27 protein-coding genes and 1 tRNA gene are annotated in these 24,258 nt (G+C 35.3%); 16 read left to right on the top strand and 12 right to left on the bottom strand.

The features are described 5' to 3' along the window. Positions 1–91 precede the first annotated feature (91 nt). Positions 92–1,186 carry a YeiH family protein gene (locus NBG71_RS01750; protein ID WP_171455282.1) on the top strand — a complete coding sequence of 365 codons (1,095 nt, stop codon included), beginning with the start codon at positions 92–94 and terminating at the stop codon, positions 1,184–1,186. 167 nt (positions 1,187–1,353) lie between these two features. Next, complete coding sequence (gene nfo / locus NBG71_RS01745) at positions 1,354–2,196, top strand: deoxyribonuclease IV (protein ID WP_109419039.1); 843 nt, start codon at positions 1,354–1,356, stop codon at positions 2,194–2,196. Positions 2,197–2,300: 104 nt separating this feature from the next. On the opposite strand, the gene fruK is transcribed toward nfo, so the two are convergent. Continuing rightward, positions 2,301–3,239, bottom strand: a complete 939-nt coding sequence (fruK, locus tag NBG71_RS01740) for a 1-phosphofructokinase (protein ID WP_075673575.1) — start codon at positions 3,237–3,239, stop codon at positions 2,301–2,303. Positions 3,240–3,431: 192 nt separating this feature from the next. Between fruK and NBG71_RS01735 the strand changes: the two genes are divergently transcribed. From NBG71_RS01735 to yeiP, 3 genes are all read left to right on the top strand, one after another. Further along, entirely contained in the window at positions 3,432–3,848 is a 417-nt protein-coding gene (locus NBG71_RS01735; protein ID WP_075673576.1) for a nucleotide triphosphate diphosphatase NUDT15, read from the top strand. Between the two features lie 289 nt (positions 3,849–4,137). Next, the gene (gene mtr, locus NBG71_RS01730; protein ID WP_223673694.1) at positions 4,138–5,379 is read left to right on the top strand and encodes a tryptophan permease; all 1,242 of its coding nucleotides are present in this window, start codon (positions 4,138–4,140) and stop codon (positions 5,377–5,379) included. A gap of 161 nt (positions 5,380–5,540) precedes the next feature. Beyond that, positions 5,541–6,113 carry an elongation factor P-like protein YeiP gene (yeiP, locus tag NBG71_RS01725; RefSeq protein WP_075673578.1) on the top strand — a complete coding sequence of 191 codons (573 nt, stop codon included), beginning with the start codon at positions 5,541–5,543 and terminating at the stop codon, positions 6,111–6,113. A 137-nt stretch (positions 6,114–6,250) separates the two neighbouring features. On the opposite strand, the gene NBG71_RS01720 is transcribed toward yeiP, so the two are convergent. Next, positions 6,251–6,505: a YmdA family protein gene (locus NBG71_RS01720; RefSeq protein WP_223673695.1), complete on the bottom strand. Its 255-nt coding sequence runs from the start codon at positions 6,503–6,505 to the stop codon at positions 6,251–6,253. Positions 6,506–6,844: 339 nt separating this feature from the next. Continuing rightward, on the bottom strand, positions 6,845–7,156 hold the full coding sequence (locus NBG71_RS01715; RefSeq protein WP_250916485.1) for a YmdA family protein: 312 nt from the start codon (positions 7,154–7,156) through the stop codon (positions 6,845–6,847). A 347-nt stretch (positions 7,157–7,503) separates the two neighbouring features. Between NBG71_RS01715 and NBG71_RS01710 the strand changes: the two genes are divergently transcribed. Both NBG71_RS01710 and mepS read left to right on the top strand, forming a co-directional pair. After that, on the top strand, positions 7,504–8,211 hold the full coding sequence (locus NBG71_RS01710) for a phosphatase PAP2 family protein (protein WP_075673581.1): 708 nt from the start codon (positions 7,504–7,506) through the stop codon (positions 8,209–8,211). A gap of 361 nt (positions 8,212–8,572) precedes the next feature. Beyond that, positions 8,573–9,187, top strand: coding sequence for a bifunctional murein DD-endopeptidase/murein LD-carboxypeptidase (gene mepS / locus NBG71_RS01705; protein WP_075673582.1), 615 nt, complete (start codon positions 8,573–8,575; stop codon positions 9,185–9,187). A gap of 121 nt (positions 9,188–9,308) precedes the next feature. Here the strand turns inward: mepS and NBG71_RS01700 are convergent, their stop codons facing one another. The 3 genes from NBG71_RS01700 to rsuA form a co-directional block, all read right to left on the bottom strand. Then, a complete protein-coding gene (locus NBG71_RS01700) occupies positions 9,309–9,656 on the bottom strand; it encodes a YejG family protein (protein ID WP_075673583.1) in 348 nt (115 codons plus the stop codon). Positions 9,657–10,176: 520 nt separating this feature from the next. After that, a complete protein-coding gene (locus NBG71_RS01695) occupies positions 10,177–11,361 on the bottom strand; it encodes a Bcr/CflA family multidrug efflux MFS transporter (RefSeq protein ID WP_229581648.1) in 1,185 nt (394 codons plus the stop codon). 37 nt (positions 11,362–11,398) lie between these two features. Then, entirely contained in the window at positions 11,399–12,103 is a 705-nt protein-coding gene (gene rsuA, locus NBG71_RS01690; protein WP_075673585.1) for a 16S rRNA pseudouridine(516) synthase RsuA, read from the bottom strand. Positions 12,104–12,283: 180 nt separating this feature from the next. Between rsuA and radD the strand changes: the two genes are divergently transcribed. Further along, positions 12,284–14,047, top strand: a complete 1,764-nt coding sequence (radD, locus tag NBG71_RS01685; RefSeq protein WP_250916484.1) for a DNA repair helicase RadD — start codon at positions 12,284–12,286, stop codon at positions 14,045–14,047. Positions 14,048–14,191: 144 nt separating this feature from the next. After that, entirely contained in the window at positions 14,192–14,476 is a 285-nt protein-coding gene (gene rplY, locus NBG71_RS01680; RefSeq protein WP_023581385.1) for a 50S ribosomal protein L25, read from the top strand. A gap of 82 nt (positions 14,477–14,558) precedes the next feature. Here rplY and yejK read toward each other — a convergent pair whose 3' ends face one another. After that, positions 14,559–15,563: a nucleoid-associated protein YejK gene (yejK, locus tag NBG71_RS01675; protein ID WP_099660745.1), complete on the bottom strand. Its 1,005-nt coding sequence runs from the start codon at positions 15,561–15,563 to the stop codon at positions 14,559–14,561. 155 nt (positions 15,564–15,718) lie between these two features. Here yejK and NBG71_RS01670 point away from each other — a divergent pair, with 155 nt between their 5' ends. The 4 genes from NBG71_RS01670 to NBG71_RS01655 all read left to right on the top strand — a co-directional run bounded on the left by NBG71_RS01670 (position 15,719) and on the right by NBG71_RS01655 (position 18,284). Beyond that, a complete protein-coding gene (locus NBG71_RS01670; RefSeq protein WP_004247042.1) occupies positions 15,719–15,946 on the top strand; it encodes a YejL family protein in 228 nt (75 codons plus the stop codon). 26 nt (positions 15,947–15,972) lie between these two features. Continuing rightward, positions 15,973–17,709, top strand: a complete 1,737-nt coding sequence (yejM, locus tag NBG71_RS01665) for an LPS biosynthesis-modulating metalloenzyme YejM (protein WP_099660746.1) — start codon at positions 15,973–15,975, stop codon at positions 17,707–17,709. A gap of 86 nt (positions 17,710–17,795) precedes the next feature. Next, positions 17,796–17,872 (top strand) — tRNA-Pro (locus tag NBG71_RS01660). Positions 17,873–18,050: 178 nt separating this feature from the next. Further along, positions 18,051–18,284 (top strand): DNA polymerase III subunit theta, encoded by a 234-nt coding sequence (locus NBG71_RS01655; protein WP_156733253.1) that lies wholly within the window; start codon positions 18,051–18,053, stop codon positions 18,282–18,284. Positions 18,285–18,444: 160 nt separating this feature from the next. On the opposite strand, the gene NBG71_RS01650 is transcribed toward NBG71_RS01655, so the two are convergent. Then, on the bottom strand, positions 18,445–18,918 hold the full coding sequence (locus NBG71_RS01650) for a hypothetical protein (protein ID WP_075673590.1): 474 nt from the start codon (positions 18,916–18,918) through the stop codon (positions 18,445–18,447). A 762-nt stretch (positions 18,919–19,680) separates the two neighbouring features. On the opposite strand from NBG71_RS01650, the gene NBG71_RS01645 reads away from it, so the two are divergent. Both NBG71_RS01645 and NBG71_RS01640 read left to right on the top strand, forming a co-directional pair. Next, the gene (locus tag NBG71_RS01645) at positions 19,681–20,199 is read left to right on the top strand and encodes a ClbS/DfsB family four-helix bundle protein (protein WP_075673592.1); all 519 of its coding nucleotides are present in this window, start codon (positions 19,681–19,683) and stop codon (positions 20,197–20,199) included. A 141-nt stretch (positions 20,200–20,340) separates the two neighbouring features. After that, positions 20,341–20,922: a hypothetical protein gene (locus NBG71_RS01640; protein WP_099659743.1), complete on the top strand. Its 582-nt coding sequence runs from the start codon at positions 20,341–20,343 to the stop codon at positions 20,920–20,922. A 200-nt stretch (positions 20,923–21,122) separates the two neighbouring features. On the opposite strand, the gene NBG71_RS01635 is transcribed toward NBG71_RS01640, so the two are convergent. The 4 genes from NBG71_RS01635 to NBG71_RS01620 form a co-directional block, all read right to left on the bottom strand. Further along, positions 21,123–21,479 carry an MmcQ/YjbR family DNA-binding protein gene (locus NBG71_RS01635; protein WP_075673594.1) on the bottom strand — a complete coding sequence of 119 codons (357 nt, stop codon included), beginning with the start codon at positions 21,477–21,479 and terminating at the stop codon, positions 21,123–21,125. Between the two features lie 283 nt (positions 21,480–21,762). Beyond that, positions 21,763–21,942 (bottom strand): hypothetical protein, encoded by a 180-nt coding sequence (locus NBG71_RS01630; RefSeq protein WP_075673595.1) that lies wholly within the window; start codon positions 21,940–21,942, stop codon positions 21,763–21,765. A gap of 531 nt (positions 21,943–22,473) precedes the next feature. Continuing rightward, complete coding sequence (locus tag NBG71_RS01625; protein WP_164530198.1) at positions 22,474–22,650, bottom strand: hypothetical protein; 177 nt, start codon at positions 22,648–22,650, stop codon at positions 22,474–22,476. A 221-nt stretch (positions 22,651–22,871) separates the two neighbouring features. Further along, positions 22,872–23,807, bottom strand: coding sequence for a 5'-nucleotidase (locus tag NBG71_RS01620; RefSeq protein ID WP_075673596.1), 936 nt, complete (start codon positions 23,805–23,807; stop codon positions 22,872–22,874). A 225-nt stretch (positions 23,808–24,032) separates the two neighbouring features. Here NBG71_RS01620 and NBG71_RS01615 point away from each other — a divergent pair, with 225 nt between their 5' ends. Further along, entirely contained in the window at positions 24,033–24,194 is a 162-nt protein-coding gene (locus NBG71_RS01615; RefSeq protein ID WP_164530199.1) for a hypothetical protein, read from the top strand. Positions 24,195–24,258 lie beyond the last annotated feature (64 nt).

The raw sequence follows: 24,258 nt of genomic DNA, 5'->3' as shown, positions 1-24,258 counted from the left end.
TTTACTGGTTATTATTATAAAAATAATGAGTTTAATAAATAAGATTGATTGTTATATGCTTATGCAAAATTCATATAAGCAAGGTTTTTCTATGTCAGAGCAAAGTCAACCTATTACATTGGCGAAAAAATGTTTCACTCCAGTCTATCGCTGGCTTCCTGGTTTATTACTAACAGGCGTATTAACTGCGCTTGCTATTTATATTGGTGATATTCCTTGGTTTTCGAGTATGGGTTTAGGCGCATTAACGCTGGCGATCCTATTCGGTATTATTGTAGGTAATACCTTTTATCCTGTCGCAAAACCGTATAGTGACGAAGGTGTCAAATTCGCTAAACACTATTTATTACGTACAGGTATTATTTTGTATGGTTTTAGACTGACTTTTCAGCAAATTGCAGATGTAGGTGCAACAGGCTTAATTATAGATGCCATTATGCTGACATCGACTTTTCTTATCGCTATGTGGATTGGCCGCAAATATTTCGGCTTAGATGAACAAACTGTCATTTTGATTGGTGCGGGTAGTAGTATTTGTGGTGCGGCGGCTGTTATGGCGACAGAGCCTGTTGTTAAAGCACAAGCAAGCCAAGTTGCCGTTGCGGTTTCTACTGTTGTAATTTTCGGAACTATCGGTATTTTCCTTTACCCTTGGTTCTATCATTTAAATGCATTTGCAGGCTGGTTACCCTTTACAGAAGAAACCTTTGGTATTTTCTCCGGCTCAACTATTCACGAAGTCGCTCAAGTCGTCGCTGTGGGACACTCAATTAGCCCTGATGCTGAAAATGCTGCGGTTATTAGTAAAATGATCCGCGTAATGATGTTAGCACCGTTCTTAATTATTCTTTCAACTTATTTAAGTAAGAAAAAAAGTAAGGCAAACAATGGCGTACAAGCGACGGAGAAAAGCCCAATTACTATTCCTTGGTTTGCCGTATTCTTTATTTTAATGGCAGGTTTTAACTCTTTAAATTTAATTCCAGCGTCTATTGTTAGTTACATTGTGACTATTGATACCATTCTCTTAGCAATGGCGATGGTAGCATTAGGTTTAACAACGCATATTAGCGCTATCCGACAAGCTGGCGTCAAACCATTATTATTAGCCTTATTCTTATTTTTCTGGTTAACCCTTGGTGGTGCGATAATTAATATCTTTATTCAAACAGTGTTGATGTCTTAATAAGAATATCGATATAAATAATCCCCCTTAAAATTTCGCCTTGAGAAGTACTTTTCATTATTGCGCAACTATTTTTAGTTGCGCTTTTTTGCTTTTATCACCTCAATATGATGTTATACGCTGTATGTTTGTTATCATGGTGTGAAATAAATCTAAGGAGAGAAATGATGAAATTTGTTGGCGCACATGTCAGTGCTGCTGGTGGCGTCGATCAGGCGGTATTACGCGCACATGAAATAAAAGCTACTGCGTTTGCCCTTTTTACTAAGAATCAGCGCCAGTGGAAAGCGGCACCATTATCCGCAGAAGTCATTGATAAATTTAAAAAGAACTGTGAACTTTATGGTTATACCCCTTCTCAAATTTTACCCCATGACAGTTATCTCATTAATTTAGGTCACCCTGAAGAAGATGCTCTTGAAAAATCAAGAGACGCATTTCTGGATGAAATGCAGCGTTGTGAACAACTGGGTATTGAGTTACTTAATTTCCATCCAGGAAGCCATTTAAATAAGATTGATGTTGATAAGTGCCTACAAAAAATAGCCCAATCAATTAACATCACTTTAGAAAAAACTAAAAATGTCACTGCCGTGATTGAAAATACAGCAGGGCAAGGTACAAATTTAGGTTATCGTTTCGAACATCTAGCCGCCATTATTGATGGTGTAGAAGACAAATCTCGTGTAGGCGTTTGTATTGATACTTGCCACACTTTTGCCGCTGGTTATGATCTAAGAACAATTGAAGATTGCGAAAAAACATTTGCTGAATTTGAAAAGATAGTTGGTTTTCAATACCTAAAAGCAATGCATCTTAATGATGCAAAAAGCGAATTAGCCAGTCGAGTAGACCGTCACCACAGTTTAGGTGAAGGGAATATTGGTAAAGTCCCTTTTAGCTATATTATGCAAGATAAGCGTTTTGATGGTATTCCGCTGATTTTAGAAACCATTAATCCAGATATTTGGCCTGACGAAATTGCTTGGCTAAAGTCACAACAGCACTAGAAACAGTAGCAGCATTAATAAAATTTGCGGTTTATACAATTTTCGTTTTTTATAGTTTTCGTTTTATACTGTTTTTGTATTATAGTAATAAACCGCAAATTATCTTATTTAATCGGTGTTAGCTCTATCTTAGCCATCATTTCAGCGAGTTGACTTCTGTCTTTTATTCCAACATCAGGCTGACTGACTGATAACGCAGAAATCGCAGTTGCAAGACGCAAAGTATGCTCACTCGTTTGACTCATTAATAAACCATACACTAATCCAGCAACCATCGAATCCCCTGCACCAACGGTACTTATCACATCACAATGTGGTGGATTTGCCAGCCATGCACCAGATGCATTTACCCATAAAGCCCCTCTTTCACCCAGTGAAATAACGACATGTGCTATGCCTTTATCGCGTAGTTGATGAGCGGCTTTAATAATATCTGCCATTTCAGTTAGTGAATGCCCTACCCACGCTTCTAATTCACGATGATTAGGTTTTATTAGCCAAGGTGCTGCTTTTAGCCCTGCAACTAAAGCATCACGACTACTGTCGAAAATGATGCACGGACATAATCTTCTTAGTTTAATCATCCATTGAGTAAAGGCTTCAGGATCAACGCCATTCGGTAAACTTCCACTGACAACAACCATATCGAAATGCCCAAGCCAATTAAGTGAATCCGTTGCAAAACGCTGCCAATCTTGCTCTGATACGGTGAATCCTGAAAAATTAAAGTCAGTGACCTGCCCTTTTCCTTCGGTTAACTTGACATTAATGCGTGTTCGTCCTGACACAAGATAAAAACGGTTAGCCATCCCATTTTCACTAAAGAAGTGCTGAAATTCTTCTTGATTTTCACGTCCCATAAACCCGCTAACAGTAATATCAATGCCCAAATCACGTAAGACTTTTGCGACATTATTACCTTTACCCGCAGGATTAAGCCCAGCAGTTTGGACTAAATTAACACCACCTACATCAATAGCTGGACAAGCACCAACAAGATCATAAGCAGGGTTTAAGGTGATCGTAGCGACACGGCGACTCATGCCTTCACTCCCCAATCATTTTTATTATGAATATTTAGGGTGCTATATATAGCATCAATTAACCTTTTATTCAGTGAATTTGGTTTTTTATCCTTGCACTCGCTCCCTCCACAAAGGAGAATATTGCCCGTAAAAAACGACTTATTTCATACATTAACTATAACTATATAAAAAAGAAAAAAGGAGTCTTAAATGTCAGTCGTAGTCGGTGTTGGCGTAATTATCACTAATAAAAATGGTGACGTGTTATTAGGAAAACGTTGTGGAAAACATGCCCCTTATTGGTCAATTTTTGGTGGACATGTTGATGAAGGGGAAACTTTTGAGCAATGTGCTATTCGCGAAATAGAAGAAGAAATTGGGATTGTGATCACTGCGCCACAAGTGATTGGTATCAGCAATAATCTAGAAACTTACCAGTTAGAAGGTAAACACACAGTCTCTATTTGTATGATCGCACAACACCAAGGTGATGAGCCTAAATTGATGGAACCAGATAAATGCTCTGAAATCCGCTGGTGTTCTCCAGATGATTTACCTGAACCACACTTCGAAGCTAGTCGCAATTCTATTGCATTATGGAAAAGTAAGCAGTTTTATCAAGGTTAATTAAAAACACCCTATCACGTTCATTATTCTGGATCTTTTTGTTCAGAATAATGTTCGAATTATCTATTTCTGCGTAAATTTTCACTTATTTATCGCTGTGTTTCTTTATTATTTCTGATAATCCTCACACTAATCTATTGATTTATATAACCACCTTTTCCTACTGTATTATTTTTACTCACTTTTTTCTTTTATAAAGCACAATAACCTCTATTTACACCTTTATAGCAAACGTGTATTCTTTACACCATCAAGCTAGTACATTGAGTCAATTTTATAAGGACATCTTATGTCAGAAGTCACATCAATAACAAAGCGCCCATCTGTACTTGGTGGCGCAATGATCATTGCAGGTACCGCTGTGGGTGCAGGCATGTTTTCCATTCCTATTGTGACTTCCGGTGTCTGGTTTACCGGTTCTATTTTTCTTCTGATCTACACCTGGTTTTGTTTATTTATGTCTGGGTTAATGATTTTAGAAGTAAACCTTCATTATCCTTTAGGCTCAAGCTTTCATACCATTACCAAAGACTTATTAGGAAAAGGCTGGAGTACAATTAATGGACTATCGATTGCGTTTGTTCTTTATATTTTAACTTACGCTTATATTTCTGCTGGCAGTTCCATTATCGTGCAAAACTTTGCAGGTCTGATCAGTGTACCACAAGCCATTGCCGGCTTAGTCTTTGCCTTAATTGTTGCTTTTTTTGTTTGGTTATCAACACGTGCTGTGGATAGGCTTAGCACTATTTTAATTGGCGGTATGGTAATTGCCTTTGTGTTAGCCATTGGTGGCTTATTTACGGAAGTAAAAATGCCTGTGTTATTTAATACCAATGAAAGCAATGCGAGTTACTTACCTTATGCTTTAGCAGCATTACCTTATTTACTAACCTCGTTTGGTTATCACGGTAATATTCCGGGCTTAGTAACGTATTATCGTAAAGATGGCAAAGCCGTCATGAAAAGCTTGCTTATTGGCACATTGATTTCACTGGCGATTTATATTTTATGGCAGTTTGTTGTACAAGGTAATATTCCTCGCGAAGGTTTCAAGCAGGTAATTGCTGATGGTGGGAATATTGGTAACTTATTAGCACAGATGCGCTCAACAACCGCCAATGCCACTGTATCAATGTTATTAGACTTGTTTTCTTATATGGCATTAGCAAGTTCATTCTTAGGCGTATCATTAGGATTATTCGATTATTTAGCGGACTTCTTTAAGTTTTCAAATACAGGAAGTGGTCGATTTAAATCTGCATTAGTCACATTTATACCACCGACTATTTTAGCAATTATTTTTCCTGATGGTTTCTTATATGCCATTGGTTTTGCAGGACTTGCAGCAACGATTTGGGCTGCGATTATCCCTGCATTAATGGCAAAAGCAAGCCGCGAGCGTAATCAAAGTCAAAGCTTTAAAGCTCCCGGTGGTATGTTTATGATTGGTTTCGTTATTTTATTTGGTGTTATCAATGCCAGTGCACATATTTTAGCGAACTTTAATCTTCTTCCTATCTACCGTTAATTTCTTTTCTAAAAGTTAATATCTAAAGCCAGCCCATACTTGAGCTGGCTTTATTTTTTTATCAAATCTTATAAAAAAATGTGCGAATAACTTGCCAAGTTTCTGCACTGCGAGTAATTTTGTCGCCATTATCGTCAATGTTATTTAATGGAAGGTTTTATATGGCAAAAGCCAATGAAATTAAACGTGGTATGGCTGTTAGTTATAACAACAAATTATTACTGGTAAAAGATATCGACATTCAAGCACCAAGTGCTCGTGGCGCAAGTACGCTGTACAAAATGCGTTTTACGGATATCCGTACAGGCCAGAAAGTAGAAGAGCGTTTTAAAGGCGATGATATGATTGATACCATCAGCTTAACACGTCGCGCTGTTAGCTTTTCTTACATTGATGGTGATGAGTATATCTTTATGGATAATGAAGATTACACACCGTATACCTTCAAAAAAGATCAAATTGAAGATGAATTACTGTTTATTCCTGAAGAAGGCTTAGCAGGAATGCAAGTATTAACAATGGAGGGTCAAGTTTTAGCATTAGAACTGCCACAAACTGTTGATATGGAAATTGTTGAAACTGTTCCAGGTATTAAAGGCGCATCTGCAAGTGCTCGTACTAAACCTGCGACATTACCAACAGGGTTAGTTATTCAGGTTCCTGAATATCTTTCTACTGGCGATAAAATTCGCATTCATATTGCTGAACGTCGCTATATGGGCCGTGCTGACTAATCAACAGTCAAAATACTCATTAGCGCATAGCTAATGTTGCTTTAAATAGGTCAGATAATCGTAAAGAAACCCAATGTGACAAACGATTATTTGACTTGTTTATCTTTACTACCTACTTCTATTTCCCCACAGATGCCTTAAAAATACTGAACGTCAATAACACCATTCTTTTGGGTATTATCCATCCAACGGATCTCAGCCTTGCCCATATCTTGAGGCAAAATAATAGTTTGTTGGGATTTATCAAAAGACGCTGGAATGATGGGTTGAGTAGATGTAAACACTTTGTTGTGTTTGTAACATTGATATTCAGCTTTATCAAGTGTGTAATTCATTTCACATGCAGGATCCACAATCGCACCCCGCAGATAAATCTGCCCTGTTGTTTGCATGGGATCAGACGCCCAAGCCAATGATATCGAACTGGAAACGAGAAGACTGCATACTACGGTCAGATATTTTCTCATAACGACCTCACTTCTTGTTTGCGCTAGCAGGTATGGGGATCACACCTACCCGACATATTTTCATCATAGCAATAAAATATGACATTCATATAGACATAAGAAGAATATTTGATGTCTATCAAATATAAACGCTCGATATTTATAAATAAGAAATCAACGTTGATAAAACTTAAGCCAAATATTTAAAATAATAAATAACACTATAGAGAAGCATTAAAAAAAATTTAATTAACTCTATAACTTTTATTATTTAACAATGAAAATTTAGTTATAAACAACATTCATTATAGCTAAATGATCATTTATCCATCTAATATTGATAGAACCTTTATTGTTAATCAGTTTAGAGCTAAAGTGCTTATTCTTTTCTAACTGATATTGAGATTCTTGCATTTCACTACCATTCCAACAGCTTGTTTTAAAAGTATTTTTATCCGCATCCATTAAACAATTGCCTTCAACAATTGCACCAACAAAAGTGATAGTTCCAGAGCCGATGACTTTATTTTCTTTACTAAAAGATGGAATGCTAAATAATAAAGATAAGCATATAGCTGTAATATATATCTTTTTCATTTTGAATCTCCTTTGTTATTGGAGTGTAAGGAGTCACAAGCCAATATGTTATTAAAGACATAACTAATATCGGCCTGTAACTTTTTTTATTTAACTTTTATCTTTAATTAAAGAATAGAAAACAATTATAAATTACTCAAATTACGACTATCGAAAAAAAATACCTAAAATTTAGGTTAAGTAGAGATTAACGAGGAGCAACAAAAAAGAAACAAAAAAATAACATCCACTTAAGCGATAAATTGCAAAGATATATTTTTTTATTTTGACTATAGTCCTATCATTAAATTTTGAACCTTTGTGACAAGTGTCACAAAAAAACACTTAAAGCTTGCCATTTGATTACTATGAAACTTTCTAATTTTCGCCAAAAAGCACTTGTTATTTTTTTACTTAATCTCACAGGATTAATTATTTTTCTCTCTTGGTATCTTCCAGCACAACATGGATTCTGGCTATCAATAGATACTCGTATTTTTTATTTTTTTAATCAGCACATTTTACCAGATACTTTTTTCGCCTCTTTTGTGGCTTATATTAATAATAGAAAGTTTGACTTGGTTATTTTGTTGGCAATGGGCGCGTTGTATTACAATACATTCCGTAAAAAAGATTATATGGGCAAACGCCATCTTATAATTGTGGGATTAGTGATGGTAATAAGTGCAGTGCTCATCAATCAAATTGGACAAAATATTCCAATTGAAAGACCAAGCCCGACACTTCATTTTCAAGATGTACATAGAGTGGGTGTTGTGACAGGTATTCCAACAAAAGATGCCTCTGGCGATAGCTTCCCAGGTGATCATGGTTTAATGCTACTTATCTTCTGTAGCTTTATATTACGTTATCTCTCGTTTCGTTCTTTCTTATGTGCTCTTCTTATTACAGTCGTATTTTCATTACCACGAGTTATGGCTGGCGCACACTGGGCATCAGATATCTTAGTGGGTTCTATTTCTTTAACTTTAATTACGACGAGTTGGTTATTAATTACACCATTATCGGATATAATTATCAGACAATTAGAAAAATATCTTCCTTTTAAAAAATAAAAGAGAAAACACATCTAATTAATAAAAAAAGAATGAGTGTAATATTGCACTTATTCTTTTGGTCATTTTTTGACAGTTAAATGATATTATTATGACAAAATGAGATCTATTTTAAGTATTAGCACTTTATTATCTAATGTTTTGTAAATTAAGCTTCTTTTCTCTCGCCATTTAGTCCCTATTTCTGTACACTTTTCTGGTTTCCTCATTATTTATTGTTTAATGTGGATATTTACGTGCTTTAGAGCACGTTTTTCGCGAAATAAGGTTGCCAGAGTTAAATTACACTATATTCTCTGGTTATTTGGTGAATAATTCATGTGCACTTCTGCACGTAAGGATGTAAGGGAAATCTGTCACAATGAGAACAAAACCGTATATGAGAATGCTTAAGCTCATACCGGCGTTCATTGTTGTAGCTACGCTATCGGCATGTAGCTCACAGAACGCAAATCCACGCTTAGCGAATTCAAGCACCACCCCACTTAATACATCATCAAGCACATCTATTTCCCAAGCATCACAAGATGAATTTGAATCATTGGTGAAGAATCTCGATATAAAATCTAAGATACTTGACCAATATGCAGACTGGAAAGGCGTCGCTTATCGTTTAGGCGGAAACACTAAAAAAGGCATCGATTGTTCTGCCTTTGTTCAAAGAACCTTTATTGACCAATTCGGTGTAGAACTCCCTCGCTCAACTTCAGACCAACAGTTCTCTGGTACTCAGGTTAATAAATCAAAATTACAAGCAGGCGATCTCGTTCTATTCAAAACAGGCCGAACTATGCGCCATGTTGGGATTTACATCGGTAATGATAAATTTGTACATGCATCCACCAGCAATGGTGTGACAGTGTCAGAAATGTCTAATACCTACTGGAATAAACGTTTTTATGCAGCAAGACGTGTTATAGAAAACAATGATGCCACACTTGTTGAAAACAACCTTTCGCAGAATGTATTAAGATAATTAATTCCCTTATATCTTATTGCAATAAAAAAGCCTCATTAATTAATGAGGCTTTTTTTATATTCTTTATCATGCTTAAACCACACTGTGGCTTTATTGGTTTTATAACATTAAGTAAGTGTTATAAATAAGAATATGCCGTTGGGAATGGCTCAGCAATAGCGACACCAGCATTTTTTAAGCAACATAAAGCAGCACATTCATCGTCACTATGAAGGAAAAGGCAAGGAGCTCCATCCCATTCAATCACAACGCTATCAATATGAAGATTACTCAGATACTGACGCAAATTCTGTATTGCTTCATCCAGTGTCATACCATCATGACTTAACAATTTTAAGCCAATCAGCGTAGTTTGCTTTCCAGCATCATTTTCAGGCAGTATTTCTACTCTTGTGCCTGCAAAGCCTGCTAGCCACCGATAACTCAGCGGCAGCTTATGAACTACCGAAAGTTGTACATTATCCACAAATCAATCCTGTTTCATCAACACGTTAATTTAATACATCATCAATACGAGTTTGAACTGACTTGCTCACACGCATATTAGAACTTTGTTAATTATAGAATACGATTGTTACAATTGTTTTACAAAAAAAGCGAAGAGACGTATCAAACCATTCATTTAGTTTAGTATTTACAGGCATTCATACCTGTGATGCTTAATCCCTTCAATTATTCTTTCATTTATTTAACATTTTATCAACCATATAAAATAATTGTATAAAATATTACGTATTCAAGTAAAACAATCCATCAATTTTTATCACGATACTTCATATCAACAAAACAATAATAGATGATTATTAAAATAAATTTTACTTAATTTAACAAAATAACAACATTAAGTATTGATTCAAATCAAAAAATTACACTAATTTGAAACGATTCATGAAATATCGCAGAGGAAAATGTGGTGTTTTTAGAGGAAACAGAGGCAGAAAAAGAGGAGCACGCTATAAATTTCTGTTATTTATAGCGTGATATTCTTATTTATAACGACGTGCAAGTAAGATGAAACCCATTGCAAACAGTACACAAAATGCCATAGAGCTTACCATTGGCCATTCTGATTTTGCTGGTAACATAGCAATAGCTGTTCCCACTAAAGCACCAACACCAAAACGCACTGTTCCTGCAAGAGAAGAAACCGTCCCCGCCATATGAGGATAGTCGTCAAGAATAACAGCCATCGCATTCGATGTGATCATCGCAATCCCACCCACATACATTGCTACACCCACAACAAGGAAATAGAAATGTAAATGAAGAGCGACCACCAGTAATAAAAAGATCCCCATAACACATTGAATCGTTAAGCCTAGGCGCAACATCTTCAATGCACCAAATCGGCGAACATATCGCCCATTGATACTTGTCATTACAATTAAGAAGATGATATTAAAACCAAAATATAATCCAAACTGATCAAATGGAATGCCATGTAATTCGATATAGACAAAAGGGCCAGCACTAAGGAATGAAAACATGCCAGCAAAAGAAAAACCTGAAGCCAAAATATAACAAAGGACACGACGTGTTCTAAACAGACTAATAAATTGGCTAAATGTTACTCTTAAGCTAAAGCGTTGGCGGCGCTCTTTTGGTAATGTTTCTGGAATATAAAAAGCAATTAATGCAGATGCAATTACAGCAGCTATCGCAATACTCCAAAAAATAGCATGCCATGAAAACCAATTCATCACCCAAGCACCTAATAGTGGTGCTAATAAAGGTGCGATGGTCATAACAAGTGCAACAAAAGACATACTTCTAGAGAAATCATCTCTAGAGAACATATCTCTCATCAATGCATTAATCACAACACTTGCCGCGGCTGCCGCAAAGCCATGTAAAAAACGCATACCAATTAGCATATCGATTGATTCAGATAATGCACATGCACTAGAGGCAAAAGCAAAAACAATTACGCCACCCAAAATGACAGGCTTACGCCCCAAGCTATCAGCCATAGGTCCATAGACTAATTGCCCAATAGCAAAGCCAAAAATATAGATACTTAATGTCATTTGCACTTTGCCACTAGGCACACCAAAATCTTGCGCGATAGTGGGTAAACTTGGCAAATACATATCTATAGCCAATGGCATAAGCATGGAAATAAGTCCCAGTATTAAAATGAGACTAAGGTACGACGAACGTTGCTGTTGCACGCAGATAAACTCCCAAAAACGACAGGATAAATAATAATTATTGAGGTAGGTGAATACTGTTGATCTCTTCTTCTGTTAATGGACGATATTCGCCCTCAGCTAAAGTCTCATCTAATGTGATATCCCCAATACGCTCACGATGTAAAGCACTTACATGATTACCCACTGCTGCAAACATACGTTTTACTTGGTGGTATTTGCCTTCACTAATAGTGAGTTTGACTTCTGTTGGTGTAATAATTTCTAACGTGGCTGGTTTTGTTAGATCTTTTTCACCGTTAAGTTGAACACCTTTTTGGAATCGTTCAGCGACACCTTCTGCAATTGGCTCTTCTAGCGTAACCAGATAGGTTTTCTCACAGTGATGTTTTGGTGCCGTAATACGGTGTGACCATTGACCATTATCTGTTAATAAAACAAGCCCGGTTGTATCAATATCTAAACGCCCAGCAGCATGTAATTTATGGGCCAAAGGTTCATCAATAAAATAAAGGATAGTCGGATTAACAGGATCGTCTGTTGAACACACATAGCCGATTGGCTTATTCAACATAAAGTAACGAGGCCCTAAAATTTGAGTTAAGACATTACCGTCGTAAGCTACTTCTTGCTCTGGCGCAATTTTGGTTGAACCGCTTTTCACCATTTCGCCATCAATTGTTACAAGCCCTGCTCTTAATTCACGAAGGATCAAGCTACGGCTAATACCCAATTGCTGGGACAAAAATTTATCTAATCGCATGAATTTCTCTGAAAAATGGAAGAATACCATCTGATATGAGGTATCTATTAAAAATGAATATTAACAATAAAACAACTAATTAATTTATAAATAAACTATCACGTCCTTTACTCCCCCTTATTCGCGCTACTTATAAAAAAATGTTACGCTGACGCCCTGTTTGATTTCTTATGTAGAGTTATGGCTTTTACACTCAGACCTTATCAACTTGACGCTGTTAACGCGACAATCTCTTATTTTCGTCAACACAATACACCTGCGGTAATTGTATTACCTACTGGCGCAGGAAAAAGTTTAGTGATTGCAGAACTGGCTAAAAGAGCGCGCGGGCGTGTCTTGGTTTTAGCACACGTAAAAGAATTAGTAGAACAGAACCATAGCAAATATGAGGCTTATGGTCTATCTGCGGATATTTTTGCTGCGGGTTTACAACAAAAAGAGAGTAGCGGAAAAGTGGTTTTCGGCAGTATTCAATCTGTTGCCCGTAATTTATCGCAATTTAGTGATACTTTTTCCCTTCTTATTATTGATGAATGTCATCGCATTAGTTTGTCTGAAGATAGCCAATATCAGCAAGTCATTAAACAATTACAATCCATTAATCCACAATTACGGATCTTAGGATTAACTGCAACACCTTATCGCTTACCTACAGGCTGGATTTATCAATATCATTATCACGGTATGATCAGAGGCAATGAAGATTGCTTTTTCCGTGATTGCATTTATGAATTGCCTTTGCGCTATATGATAAGCAATCATTTTTTAGTTCCGCCAACTCGCCTAGATATGCCTATTTTGCAATACGATTTTAGCCAAGTAAGAACAAGTCAAAATGGGATATTTAATGAAGAAGATCTAAACCGTGAAATAAAGAGACAAAAACGCATCACACCTCATATTGTTGCTCAAATTATTGAATATGCACAAAATTACCGAGGTGTAATGATATTTGCGGCAACGGTTGAACATGCAAAAGAGATCCTTTCTTTTTTACCACAGGATGAAGCAGCGCTAGTCAGTGCTGATACCCCCTCTTCTGAACGTGACCATCTTATTTCTCGTTTTAAACAGCAACAATTACGCTATATGGTTAATGTTGCCGTATTAACAACAGGTTTTGATGCTCCACATGTTGATTTAATCGCTATCTTACGTCCCACTGAGTCTGTGAGTTTATACCAACAAATTGTAGGGCGAGGATTAAGATTATTTGCAGGAAAAACCGAATGCCTAATTTTAGATTATGCAGGTAATCCTCATGATCTCTATCTACCCGAAGTCGGTACTAAAAAACCCAATCCGAATAGTAAGCCGGTACAAGTTTTCTGTCCTATTTGCCAATTTGCCAACACCTTTTGGGGCATTGTAGATGCTGATGGCGATATCATTGAACATTATGGTCGACGTTGCCAAGGCTGGGAGCTCAATGAACAAGGGCAAAAACAGCAGTGTGAATTTCGTTTCCGCTTTAAATTGTGCCCACATTGCAATGAGGAAAATGATATTGCAGCACGTCGCTGCATTCATTGCGACGAAATCTTGGTTGATCCTGATGATATGCTTAAAGCAGCATTAAAACTCAAAGGAGCATTAGTCTTACGCTGTGGTGGAATGCAATTTAAATCGGGAAATGATGTTAAAGGTGAATGGTTAGAAATTAATTATTACGATGAAGAAGGCACCTCCGTCTCTGAACGTTTTCGACTAACAACTCCTGCTCAACGAAAAGTATTTGAATTAAAATTTTTACGTGAACATCAACGCGCACCAGGCGTTCCTTTTATTTGGCATAATGCCAACGACATTATTAAGCAATTTGATTTGTTGCGTCACCCTGACTTTATTGTCGCTCATAAAGGTAAAAAAGAGAGCTTCTGGAAGATAAGAAATAAGATTTTTGACTATGCTGGTCGCTACCGAAAAGCAGATACCTTGTATTAATCTGGATTTATATTTGCTGTTAGGGGACTTTTTCGTTAAAATGCGCCCCGCTTTATCTATTTTTAGATAAACCAAATCTCGAGCTTGTTGCTGGGTCGCCTGTAACAAGTATGTATTTTCTTTCTTTTTTATAAGAGAAAAAAGATGTTAACTATCAAAGCAACTGTACGTAAAGAGCAGGGTAAGGGTGCGAGCCGCCGCCTGCGTGTGGCTAACCGTTTTCCGGCTATCGTTTATGGCGGAAATGAAGAGCCAATCGCTATCGATTTAGATCACAACGAAGTTATCAACCAAGAACACAAATCAGAATTCTATTCAGATTTCGTTAACCTGGTAATCGATGGTAAAGAAACTAAAGTTAAAGTTAAAGCAGTGCAACGTCACGAGTATAAGCCAAAAATTACTCATATCGACTTCCTGCGCGCTTAATAAGCCACCCTTCGAGCTTTATTTTTCGGGACGCCGAGCATATAACGCCACTTATGTGGCGTTATTTGTTTCTACTACTTAATTATTTTTCTGATGCTCTACGTTGTAGCTGATCACGTAAATTAGGTGGTGTGCCTTTAATGGTGAGTGTATCTGTTGCTGGATCCCAAAATATTCTCTCCCCTAATAATTTCGCATCAAAATTCACAGTTAATCCACCACCGCTTCCTGAATACTTCATCAGTTGACGTAACGTACTGCGATCTGCTGGAAATGTTTCAGCTAATTCATAGCCTTTTTCTTCAGTAAATTGAGCGAAGTTTTGGTCGCCTAGAGACGGTAATTCTTCAGCAAGCTCCGTTAAGGCAATTTCTTCGCCAGATTGTAATTGCTCATTACAGTAACTATATACTTGCTCACGACAAGTTTGACGCTCTTGTTTGCCCATGTCTGAAGCTTCGCAGAAATCATCAACTGCTTGCAATAAGCCTTTATTTTGAACTTTGGCGTTTAAACCTTCTTGCGCACCTAAAAAGTCCATAAAGAAATCAGAGACTTTACGTCCAACTCGACCTTTTAAAAACGTTAAATAACGTAAAGAGTCGGGTGCGGTTTCCCACTCAGTTAAATCGATACGAGCAATAATATCTGCATGAGGAATATCTAAATAACGTGTTGATGACACATCTAGGCTGTCGTTTACCCACATACTGTTACAACTGCTCAGTACAGCGATTAAAAGGTAATCTACCGCTAAATAGCGATAATGACAAAATAGAACGGTACCACCTTCTGCAAAAGGATATTTTGCTAATTCGTCTTTCAGTCTCACCGTTGCTGCTCGTGAAAAACCTAAAAAATTCTCTTCACCTTTACGTTGTAAACGCAACGCTTCTGCTAATTCACTTTCTTCATTAAACAGACCATAAGCTTTATTTTTTGCACTGTATACACGATGTAACTCTTCAATCATTTCCTGAACAACTGGTTCAATTTCTAAGAGTGAATCACGTAGCACAACTTCTAATGTCTGCTCATCTCGCTTAATAAGTTGATGCAAAACTAATTGGTTAATATCTAGACTCATGGTCGTCCTCTTTTATTGCGTCTCTTTCTCGTGCGCGTATTCAAACACTCCCTACTTTCAGTATCAAGGGAAAATTAATTAATTTAATAGCGGAAAAAGCCCTAGTAATACGGTAATATATAGCGTTTTATCCATTTAGTAGGAATTCAGATTTTATGCCACAAAAATCCCGTTATAGTGATGAACAAGTTGAGCAATTACTTGCAGAACTTGTCAGCGTTCTTGAAAAACATCATACTCCTACAGATCTTTCTTTGATGGTGTTGGGGAACATGGTGACAAACTTAATTAATACAAGTATTGCCCCTGCTCAACGAATGCTGATTGCTGACTCCTTTGTTCACGCATTGCGTGCTTCAATTGATGAAGGCAATATTCACTAATAAACACAGAAAAATTATTTATAGACATGGTAACGAGACCTCAGTCCTATCGTGAAAAAGTATCCCAAATGATCAGTTGGGGTCACTGGTTTGCGCTATTTAATATTATTCTAAGCTTACTGCTTGGAAGCCGTTACCTGTTTATTTCTGATTGGCCTGCAACCTTTGCTGGTCGTTTTTACGCTATTGTGAGTTGGATGGGACATTTTAGTTTTATTGTCTTTGCTATCTATATACTCATCCTTTTCCCCCTCACCTTTGTCGCTGTTTCTCAACGGCTACTTAGAGTTATTTCCTGTGCCCTTGCCAGCGCAGGATTAACTATCCTTATTTTTGATATCGCCGTTTACCAGCAATTTCAACTCCATTTGACTCAACTTGTTTGGGATCTCGTGATTAACCCAGATGAAGGTGAAATGGCGCGAGAATGGCAACTTATTTTCATTGGCATTCCCATCATCTTTCTGATTGAAATGCTTTTTGCAACATGGAGTTGGCAAAAATTACGCAGTTTAAATCGCCAACGCTGGGGTAAACCATTAGCGGGTGTCTTTATTACTTGCTTTATAGTATCTCATTCTATGTCAATTTGGGCTGACGCTAACTTTTATCGCCCAATCACCATGCAACGTGCTAATTTGCCGTTATCCTACCCAATGACAGCGCGTAAATTCCTTGAGCGCCACGGTTTTATTAATCAATCAGAATATGAGCAACGTGTTATCAGTGAAGGTAATCCAGCTGCACAAGGTATCACCTACCCTCTTGCTCCATTAATCTATGCCAAGGATACCTATTCTTATAACTTGCTGGTGGTGGTGGTTGATGGCTTAGGGACTGAAGAGGTGCCTGAATTGCCAAGCTTGCAACAATTTGCACAAAATAACCTTTATTTTTCGCGTCATTATTCATCAGGTATAAATAATGACACTGCATTATTTGGACTATTTTATGGTATTTCACCTTCTTATTTAGACAGTGTATTAAGTAGCAGAAAGAACTCTGCGCTTTTCGATGCGTTAAGTTATCGAAACTATCAATTAGCCATGTTTTCAACGAATGGTTTCCAAACGCCACTGTTTAAACAAGCTGTGCTATCAGATTTCTCCCTCCCAACATCACGTAGTGGTAATAATAATGCCACTATTGATAGTTGGAGTAATTGGTTAGTCAAAAACAACCAAACAACTCCTTGGTTCTCTTTCTTACAAATTAATGGTCATACCAATAATGCGTCTCAACGAGCCACATTAAATGATCAACTAGAGACAATATTTAAGACATTACAAGAAACCAAAGTACTAGATAATACTGTTGTGGTTGTCACTTCTAGCTATCATCAAGACAACGATAAGAAGCAAACTAATCAATGGCTGTCAGATAAAACCACCTTTAATTTAAGCCAGTCACAGGTGCCATTAATGATACATTGGCCAAATATGACGCCACAGGTTATTGATCGAATGACAAGCCATCAAGATGTAATGACGACCTTGATGCAGCATGTGTTACATGTCATTAGTCCAGCAGACAACTATTCACAAGGTGAAGATTTATTTGCAAGCACTCGTAATCATCCATGGATTTTCACAGGCGATGAAGAGGCATTTGTGGTCTTTTTACAAGATAATACCTTGTTGATAGATAAGCATGGTCGATACGCTTTATTTGATAAATCAGGACAAGAGATCAGTTCTGCAAAACCTGATTTAAAATTGTTACTGCAAGTTCTGGCTGAACAGAAGCGTTTTATTGAACGCTAACGCTATTAAGTGACGCACAAAATTACGTCACTTAATTAGCAAAGGGTTGCTTTAGCACTCAAAAACAGTAATATACAGGGCACAAACGGCATGTAGCGCAGCCTGGTAGCGCACCGTCATGGGGTGTCGGGGGTCGTAGGTTCAAATCCTATCATGCCGACCAACAATATTTAAGAAAACCAACCACTTACGGTTGGTTTTTTTATACCTGAAATTTGCGAGGGGTAAAACTGGTGTAAAACTGGTGTAAAACCCCCATCAGATTTACCCTAGTTAAAGCTCAATTCTCGCCCTATTTCTATGCTATAATTCACCTCAAACCCATTAACAGAGCTTATCAAATGAAAAATCTAGCTGAGCTAACTCAGGAAGAAAAAGACAAAATTAACGTCGATCTATCTGCGAGTGGTATTGCATATAAAGAACGTTTAAATATGCCAGTTGTAGCCTCGGAAATAGAACGACAGCAACCAGCACATTTGCGTGAGTATTTTAATGAACGGCTAGCTTTTTATCGTGAGAGAAGTAAGAAATTGCCGGACGGGAATTCAGTACAGTATTTAAAAGCGAAGTAGTATTAATAAGATTATAAAACTTATTCTTGCTCATCAATAAATAATTCAATCTTGGTAACGCCAGACTCCCTTTACCACTTACGTTGTTTCACTTTACGTTCTACTACTGTTTTTGCCATTGGTCTTGCCTCTCTTAGCAGTACAACTGCTCACAAATAATTTAATCACTAAAGTTAAATTCAAATAAAAGAGAACCATGCTTGGAATGAATCACAAAATTATCCCAGCGTATTGCGTACCAAATTGGCGGGATCATATTCACCCTATATATTGAAGAACCTATAGTGTATGGCTGAATTAAATCTCTAAAACCAACGACTAAATTCTTTAGTAACTCCGAATGCCTTGCAGCAATACCAAGCTGAAAAAACCATTCTTCCACTATTTTAATCATATCGTTTTCACTGAGTTGCTCTAACGAAACGTTCCAATGCTCAATGGAATGTTTATCGCTATGAGGAATAATCACTGACTGAACCGAACTAAGTAACGTCGTTTTTTCTTCCACATAAGTGCATTCATAGTCAGGAGCAACATTTGGCTCTCTGTTCAGTGACTCAACAGCACATAAGTAGCCATTGATTTTCTCAACATCCAACAAAACAAGTTCTTTCGGCATCGGTTTATATTTCATTTTTCATCACTTTCATTTGGTTTAGATATCAATTATATACAATGAATTCAGCTAATTTAGGAACTGTATTCAACTACATAAAATGTATTATTTAAATTTATAATCAAAGTGTTAGATACCTTAAAGTCAGTTTTATGGGGTATCAAGAGTTGTAGGTTCAAATCCTATCATGCCGACCAAAATTCTTTAGAAAAACCAACCTCTTAAGGTTGGTTTTTCTATGCCTGAAATTTGCTTGGTGTAAAACTCCCATCAGATTTACCCTAGTTAAAATCCAATTCTCACCTATTTCTGACGGAAATTTGGAACCAACGGTGAATGGACAGATAATTAAATTTAAAAGCACAAATGAACATATTGAAGCTGATATTTTACTCTGTTTTGATCCCATTTTTTATATATAAAATCAGACGGTATTCCTCCTTCAACAAGGTGGAACTCATAGCTGATAGATACCTTATATAAAATATTAAAAAATAGCATAAAGTCTAAATTTCAAGATATTCCTATCTCTTTTATATTAAACAAGTGAGTTAATTAACAAAAACAGCTCCACAATCGCGGAGCTCTGATAAAATTAAGTGTGGTAAAGAATAAATCGCTCACTATTTAAAAATAGAGATCCAATTATATTCAAAAATTAACGGTTACACTGTTTATAAAAGAGTCTTTCCCATATTGTGGTGGATAGTACATAATTAATTTGTTTTCAAACACTACACCCCCTTATAATTTCTCTATTTTAATGAGATGGAATTCCTTATGAGCGTACCACAAACAAAAGTTGAATTACTCTTAGCTATTGATAAAAATTTCAATAAATTAATTAGTTATCTTAATGTGATACCGGCAGAAATCACCTCAGAATATTCAATGGATGGGCACGCCAAAGGAACAGAGATGAGTGTTCGTGATCTTGTTTCATATTTACTCGGATGGAATTCTCTTGTTGTAAAATGGATCACATCTGATGCTAAAGGTCTACCTGTCGATTTTCCAGACACGGGTTATAAGTGGAACCAACTTGGTCTTCTTGCTCAAAAATTTTACTCAGATTACAGTGAATTAAATTATGACTCGTTAGTAGCTGAACTTCAGACTACAAAAAATGAAATTGTGAAGCTTATTAATGAGAGAACTGATGATATTTTATATGGCAAACCATGGTACACAAAATGGACGATGGGTAGGATGATATCATTTAACACATCTTCACCGTATGCTAACGCTAATGGGAGATTAAGGAAGTGGGCAAAAAATAATAATATCAAATTAAAATAAGTATCAGCGTCAAAATTATACGTGGTATTTAAAAACAGAATAGTGCCGATGATCGATAGGACTGACCGACTTATATAATCACTCTGTTATCAATTTCTAATATCTAATTGGTATCTTGTTGTTTTTATAATGGATAGTAATATGAACGACAAACAAAAAAAGAAAAAGTTGCTAACATTTATATCCCCAGTATTATCTTTAGTGATATCGCTCTATCTCAGTATATCTACATTTGGTTATGATAATATTATTTGGTTAGCTACTTCTTCTGCCATTTTCTTTATCAGTATTATCGTGTTGGTGTCTTCTTTAGAAATTTCAATAAAAGTTATTTATTTTAAGCAACTATCATTTTTATATACTAATAAATTTGTCACTTTAATCTTTACTTTAATGAGTTTTATAGCAACCGCCATCGTGCTGATAATGATATTCCACGAAGAAGAAATACCTGCTAATTTTTTTAACAGCCTAGAGTTTGTTGCTTTACTTATCGCCTATTTTACTTTCCTTTTAGTGTCTATTTTTGTTTCTTACGTGTATTGCATGATCAATAGTGATAAGAAATTCTTTTTATTTTTTCTATTTATTTTATTAGTAATGATGATCTTTAAAGAGAGTGATGCTAATTTTATAATATTTTATTTGCTTATTTCCTTCATTATATTTTTTGGAGGAATAACTATTATTACGATAAGAAAGGCTTTTTCTCATTATGATTAAGTCGTTTTTTAACAAGCTATCATTTATATACTCACCGATTTTTACATTCTCAGAGGCTTACTCAAAAAGAAGATGTAAGCACATTTAAAATGACTAATATTAGATAAAATTCAATAAAGGCGTATATGAAAATGCTATATAATAAATTAACTTATATAATTAGAAAGTGTTTAAAAATTGAGTAAGCTATATTAATAAAATTATTGTGTCAAATTATAGCTTTCAGAAATTAAAGATTTTAATTCGTTATCATCAAATTCAGATGAGAGGCTAATAGAAATCCAATGCTCTTTATTCATATGGTAAGCTGGGTATACTCCTTTTTTCAATCGTAATGATCCCGTTAAATTTGGCATAACTTTTAAATTTATAACATCGACCATATTCCTACTACCATTATCAGATAATTTACTTTCTAGAACATCCATTATAGCTGCGAACCACTTCGAATTACTATTATGCCTAAAAACTATATAATTTGGATATTTAATCCATAAACACTCAGGCTCTGCATTATAGTTTTCTTTAATATAATTAATTAATTCTTTTCTATTCATCACAGCCTCATCTCATAAATTATCTGAATATAAATATAGCTCCGTATACCTTAAGATTCCATTACTTTTTTTCTCTTTTTTATTTGTCATCTACCCGATGCACCCTTTTATTCTTACTATTTTTTATGAAGTTATTATTTAATACCCTCAATTACAATAATAATGCGTACCTTATTCTTATACTGGAAATTTAAAAAATTTCTATTAATATGCCATGTTTTATATTTATGCATATAAAAAGGCCACTTAGGTGGCCCCAAAAGCAATCATTTATTTTAACAACTTAAAAATTTCCTTTACTACGTTGCTGTTCAATATAAATATTCTGATTAGTCTTAATACTATTTAATGTGCTATCAGAATATGGATCCTCTTTATGGCTTTTACTTTCTTGAGATTCTATTGCTCCAGTTGATGAGCAAGCAGAAATCAAAAAAACACTCAAAAGCATAAGTAATCTCATATCTACTCCAAATAATATTTAAAATTAATAACTAATATTTAGATTAAAAATAAATAATTTAGTTCATAAAAATTAATCATCTTAATTTTTACACTTGCTCTCAATATGGTTATTTAATTAATAACACATTGATAAAAAAAGAAAAAATACAGATGCTTGGCCTGCGTTAAAAGAAGCATGGTTTGGAGATAAAGAGAGAGCTATTGCAACACTTTTAGTAGATAGTCAGCAACAACATAAAGACAATCTGAAAGATGTTGATGATTGCGTTTTATTGAGCAAAATCGGTGATTTTCACATTCATCTAATGCCAAATAATTCAGGTGAACATTTCAAACCGTTATGCTAAGGTTATCAACCTATTGATATTGAAAAGATTTAATAATAAATTTTGCTACGCTGTTATTTTTCAGCATAGTAAATTATATTAGTTACGCAATCATCAATTTATTTTAAATATATATCAGTTTAAATCACATGGATATCTCTATTAAGAATAGACTCTATCATATTTGCTTGTTATTTTTATTATTAAAAATTCATTAATTTTTTAAAATAAAAACCTTTCTTAGTTTTTGGGAATTTATTCCCATAATATATTTTCCGTTCGTAATCTCGGCCAGCATAGTGATTATCACCATAAAATTGACCATATAATGCAGTTTTAGGGCACACATCGTCAGAAAAAAATTTATGATTATTATCCACTTCAATTTTCCTTATTTAAATTAAATTTTCAGCCTCTTTAAATTAATTATAAACATTTTAAATTTATAATTTTCAGTAATTATTTAATACCATACCACTCTTATAAAATAGATCCAGTATTGAGCGATTTTATTATTTAAACTGAATTAAAAACATAATTAGACAAAAGAAAAATTGAGTGTATGCTATATATACCAGACACTCAATTCATTAAAAGTATCTTATTTATTATCAACACTCTTATTAGCTATTCCAAAAGGAATATGCACCGAAGGTAATTCAGATGATGATTTTAAATGCAGTTTTTGGTCATCAAAGAATATATGTGGTTTTAAAATTCTCAGAACATTAGCTTTCTCTACCCCACCCATAAAAAAAGCTTCATTGACAGAAATTCCCCATGCTCTCATCGTGTTAATAACTCGTTTATGAGATGGTGCATTGCGCGCAGTAACAATAGAGATCTTAAGTAATGGAATATAAGTAGGATCTTGTTTTACTTTCTCTAATTCCAATTTTTGAATATCAGAAATACGCAGTAAGAATTTTTTTAATGGTCCTGGGTTATGAGGTACATCAACCATTTTGGCTTCATGATTATGAAATTGAGACAATTCGCCTGAAGTTTTATAAATAACCTCTGCTTCATCATCAGCAATCACACCATCAAAGTCAAAAGCAATTCTTAATTCATCAGCATCATCATCATTAACATGACCGGCTAATATCTGCCCTGCTGGATAATTTGCATTAATCGCTTGTAAAACATCATCATGATCAGCAGATAAAAATAACTCTATATCAAATGCTGGAATATAAATATGAGGCGATTTTCCTTGAAGAAATACAGCTCGAGTGATCCCTAAGTTATAATGTTCAATAGAATTCATCACTCTTAATCCAGTGTCGGGATCATTTCTGGATAATAAAATAACTTCAACTAGAGGATCGTCAGGTCTAATGTTATTTAATTTCAAAAGGCGACTAATAAAAGGAAATGCAACACCTTTATCCAAAGGCATATCCTGCATTTTATGTTGATACTTTCGATAAGCTTCCTCCCCTTGTGTACGAAAAATATTATCTGATTCTTGCAAATCAAATAATGCACTAGAAGAAAGCCCTATGACTAATCTCTTCGTCAAATCATACGCCATCGCAAAAATTCCCTATTAGTTCCTTTTATTCTTCATAATATCACTCTTTCAAAAGACTGAAGATAAGAAAACTTGTACACAAAAGTGCAGACAAAATAATACTGTTTACCTACTTATGAGCATCTATCATCAAATTATATACCACACCAAATAGTAGTGATTATCATTTGCATTTAGTGGGTATCCTTATTATTGTTATGACTATCATCAATAAGGAGAAAACTCATGGTTAAGAAAACGATACATTTACGCTCGAAACACTTTAAAGATTTAGTCAATAAAATGAAAAAAATGCATGCTGTTAAAAATACAATAAGCCCTCAATCAGAAAATAGTGATCTTATTGTTATTAATAATAAAATTCCCACTTTGGTTTCTATAAAGTAAGAGAACTTATTGACTTTTAGTGTGAATAAATAGTGACCATAATCTTCATAGGGTTGACATATCA

The sequence above is a fragment of the Proteus sp. FZP2095 genome, assembly GCF_023701425.1.
Classification (GTDB): domain Bacteria; phylum Pseudomonadota; class Gammaproteobacteria; order Enterobacterales; family Enterobacteriaceae; genus Proteus; species Proteus cibarius.
The sequence above is the reverse complement of the archived record's forward strand: the minus strand, read 5'-3'. Positions and strand labels throughout refer to the sequence as shown.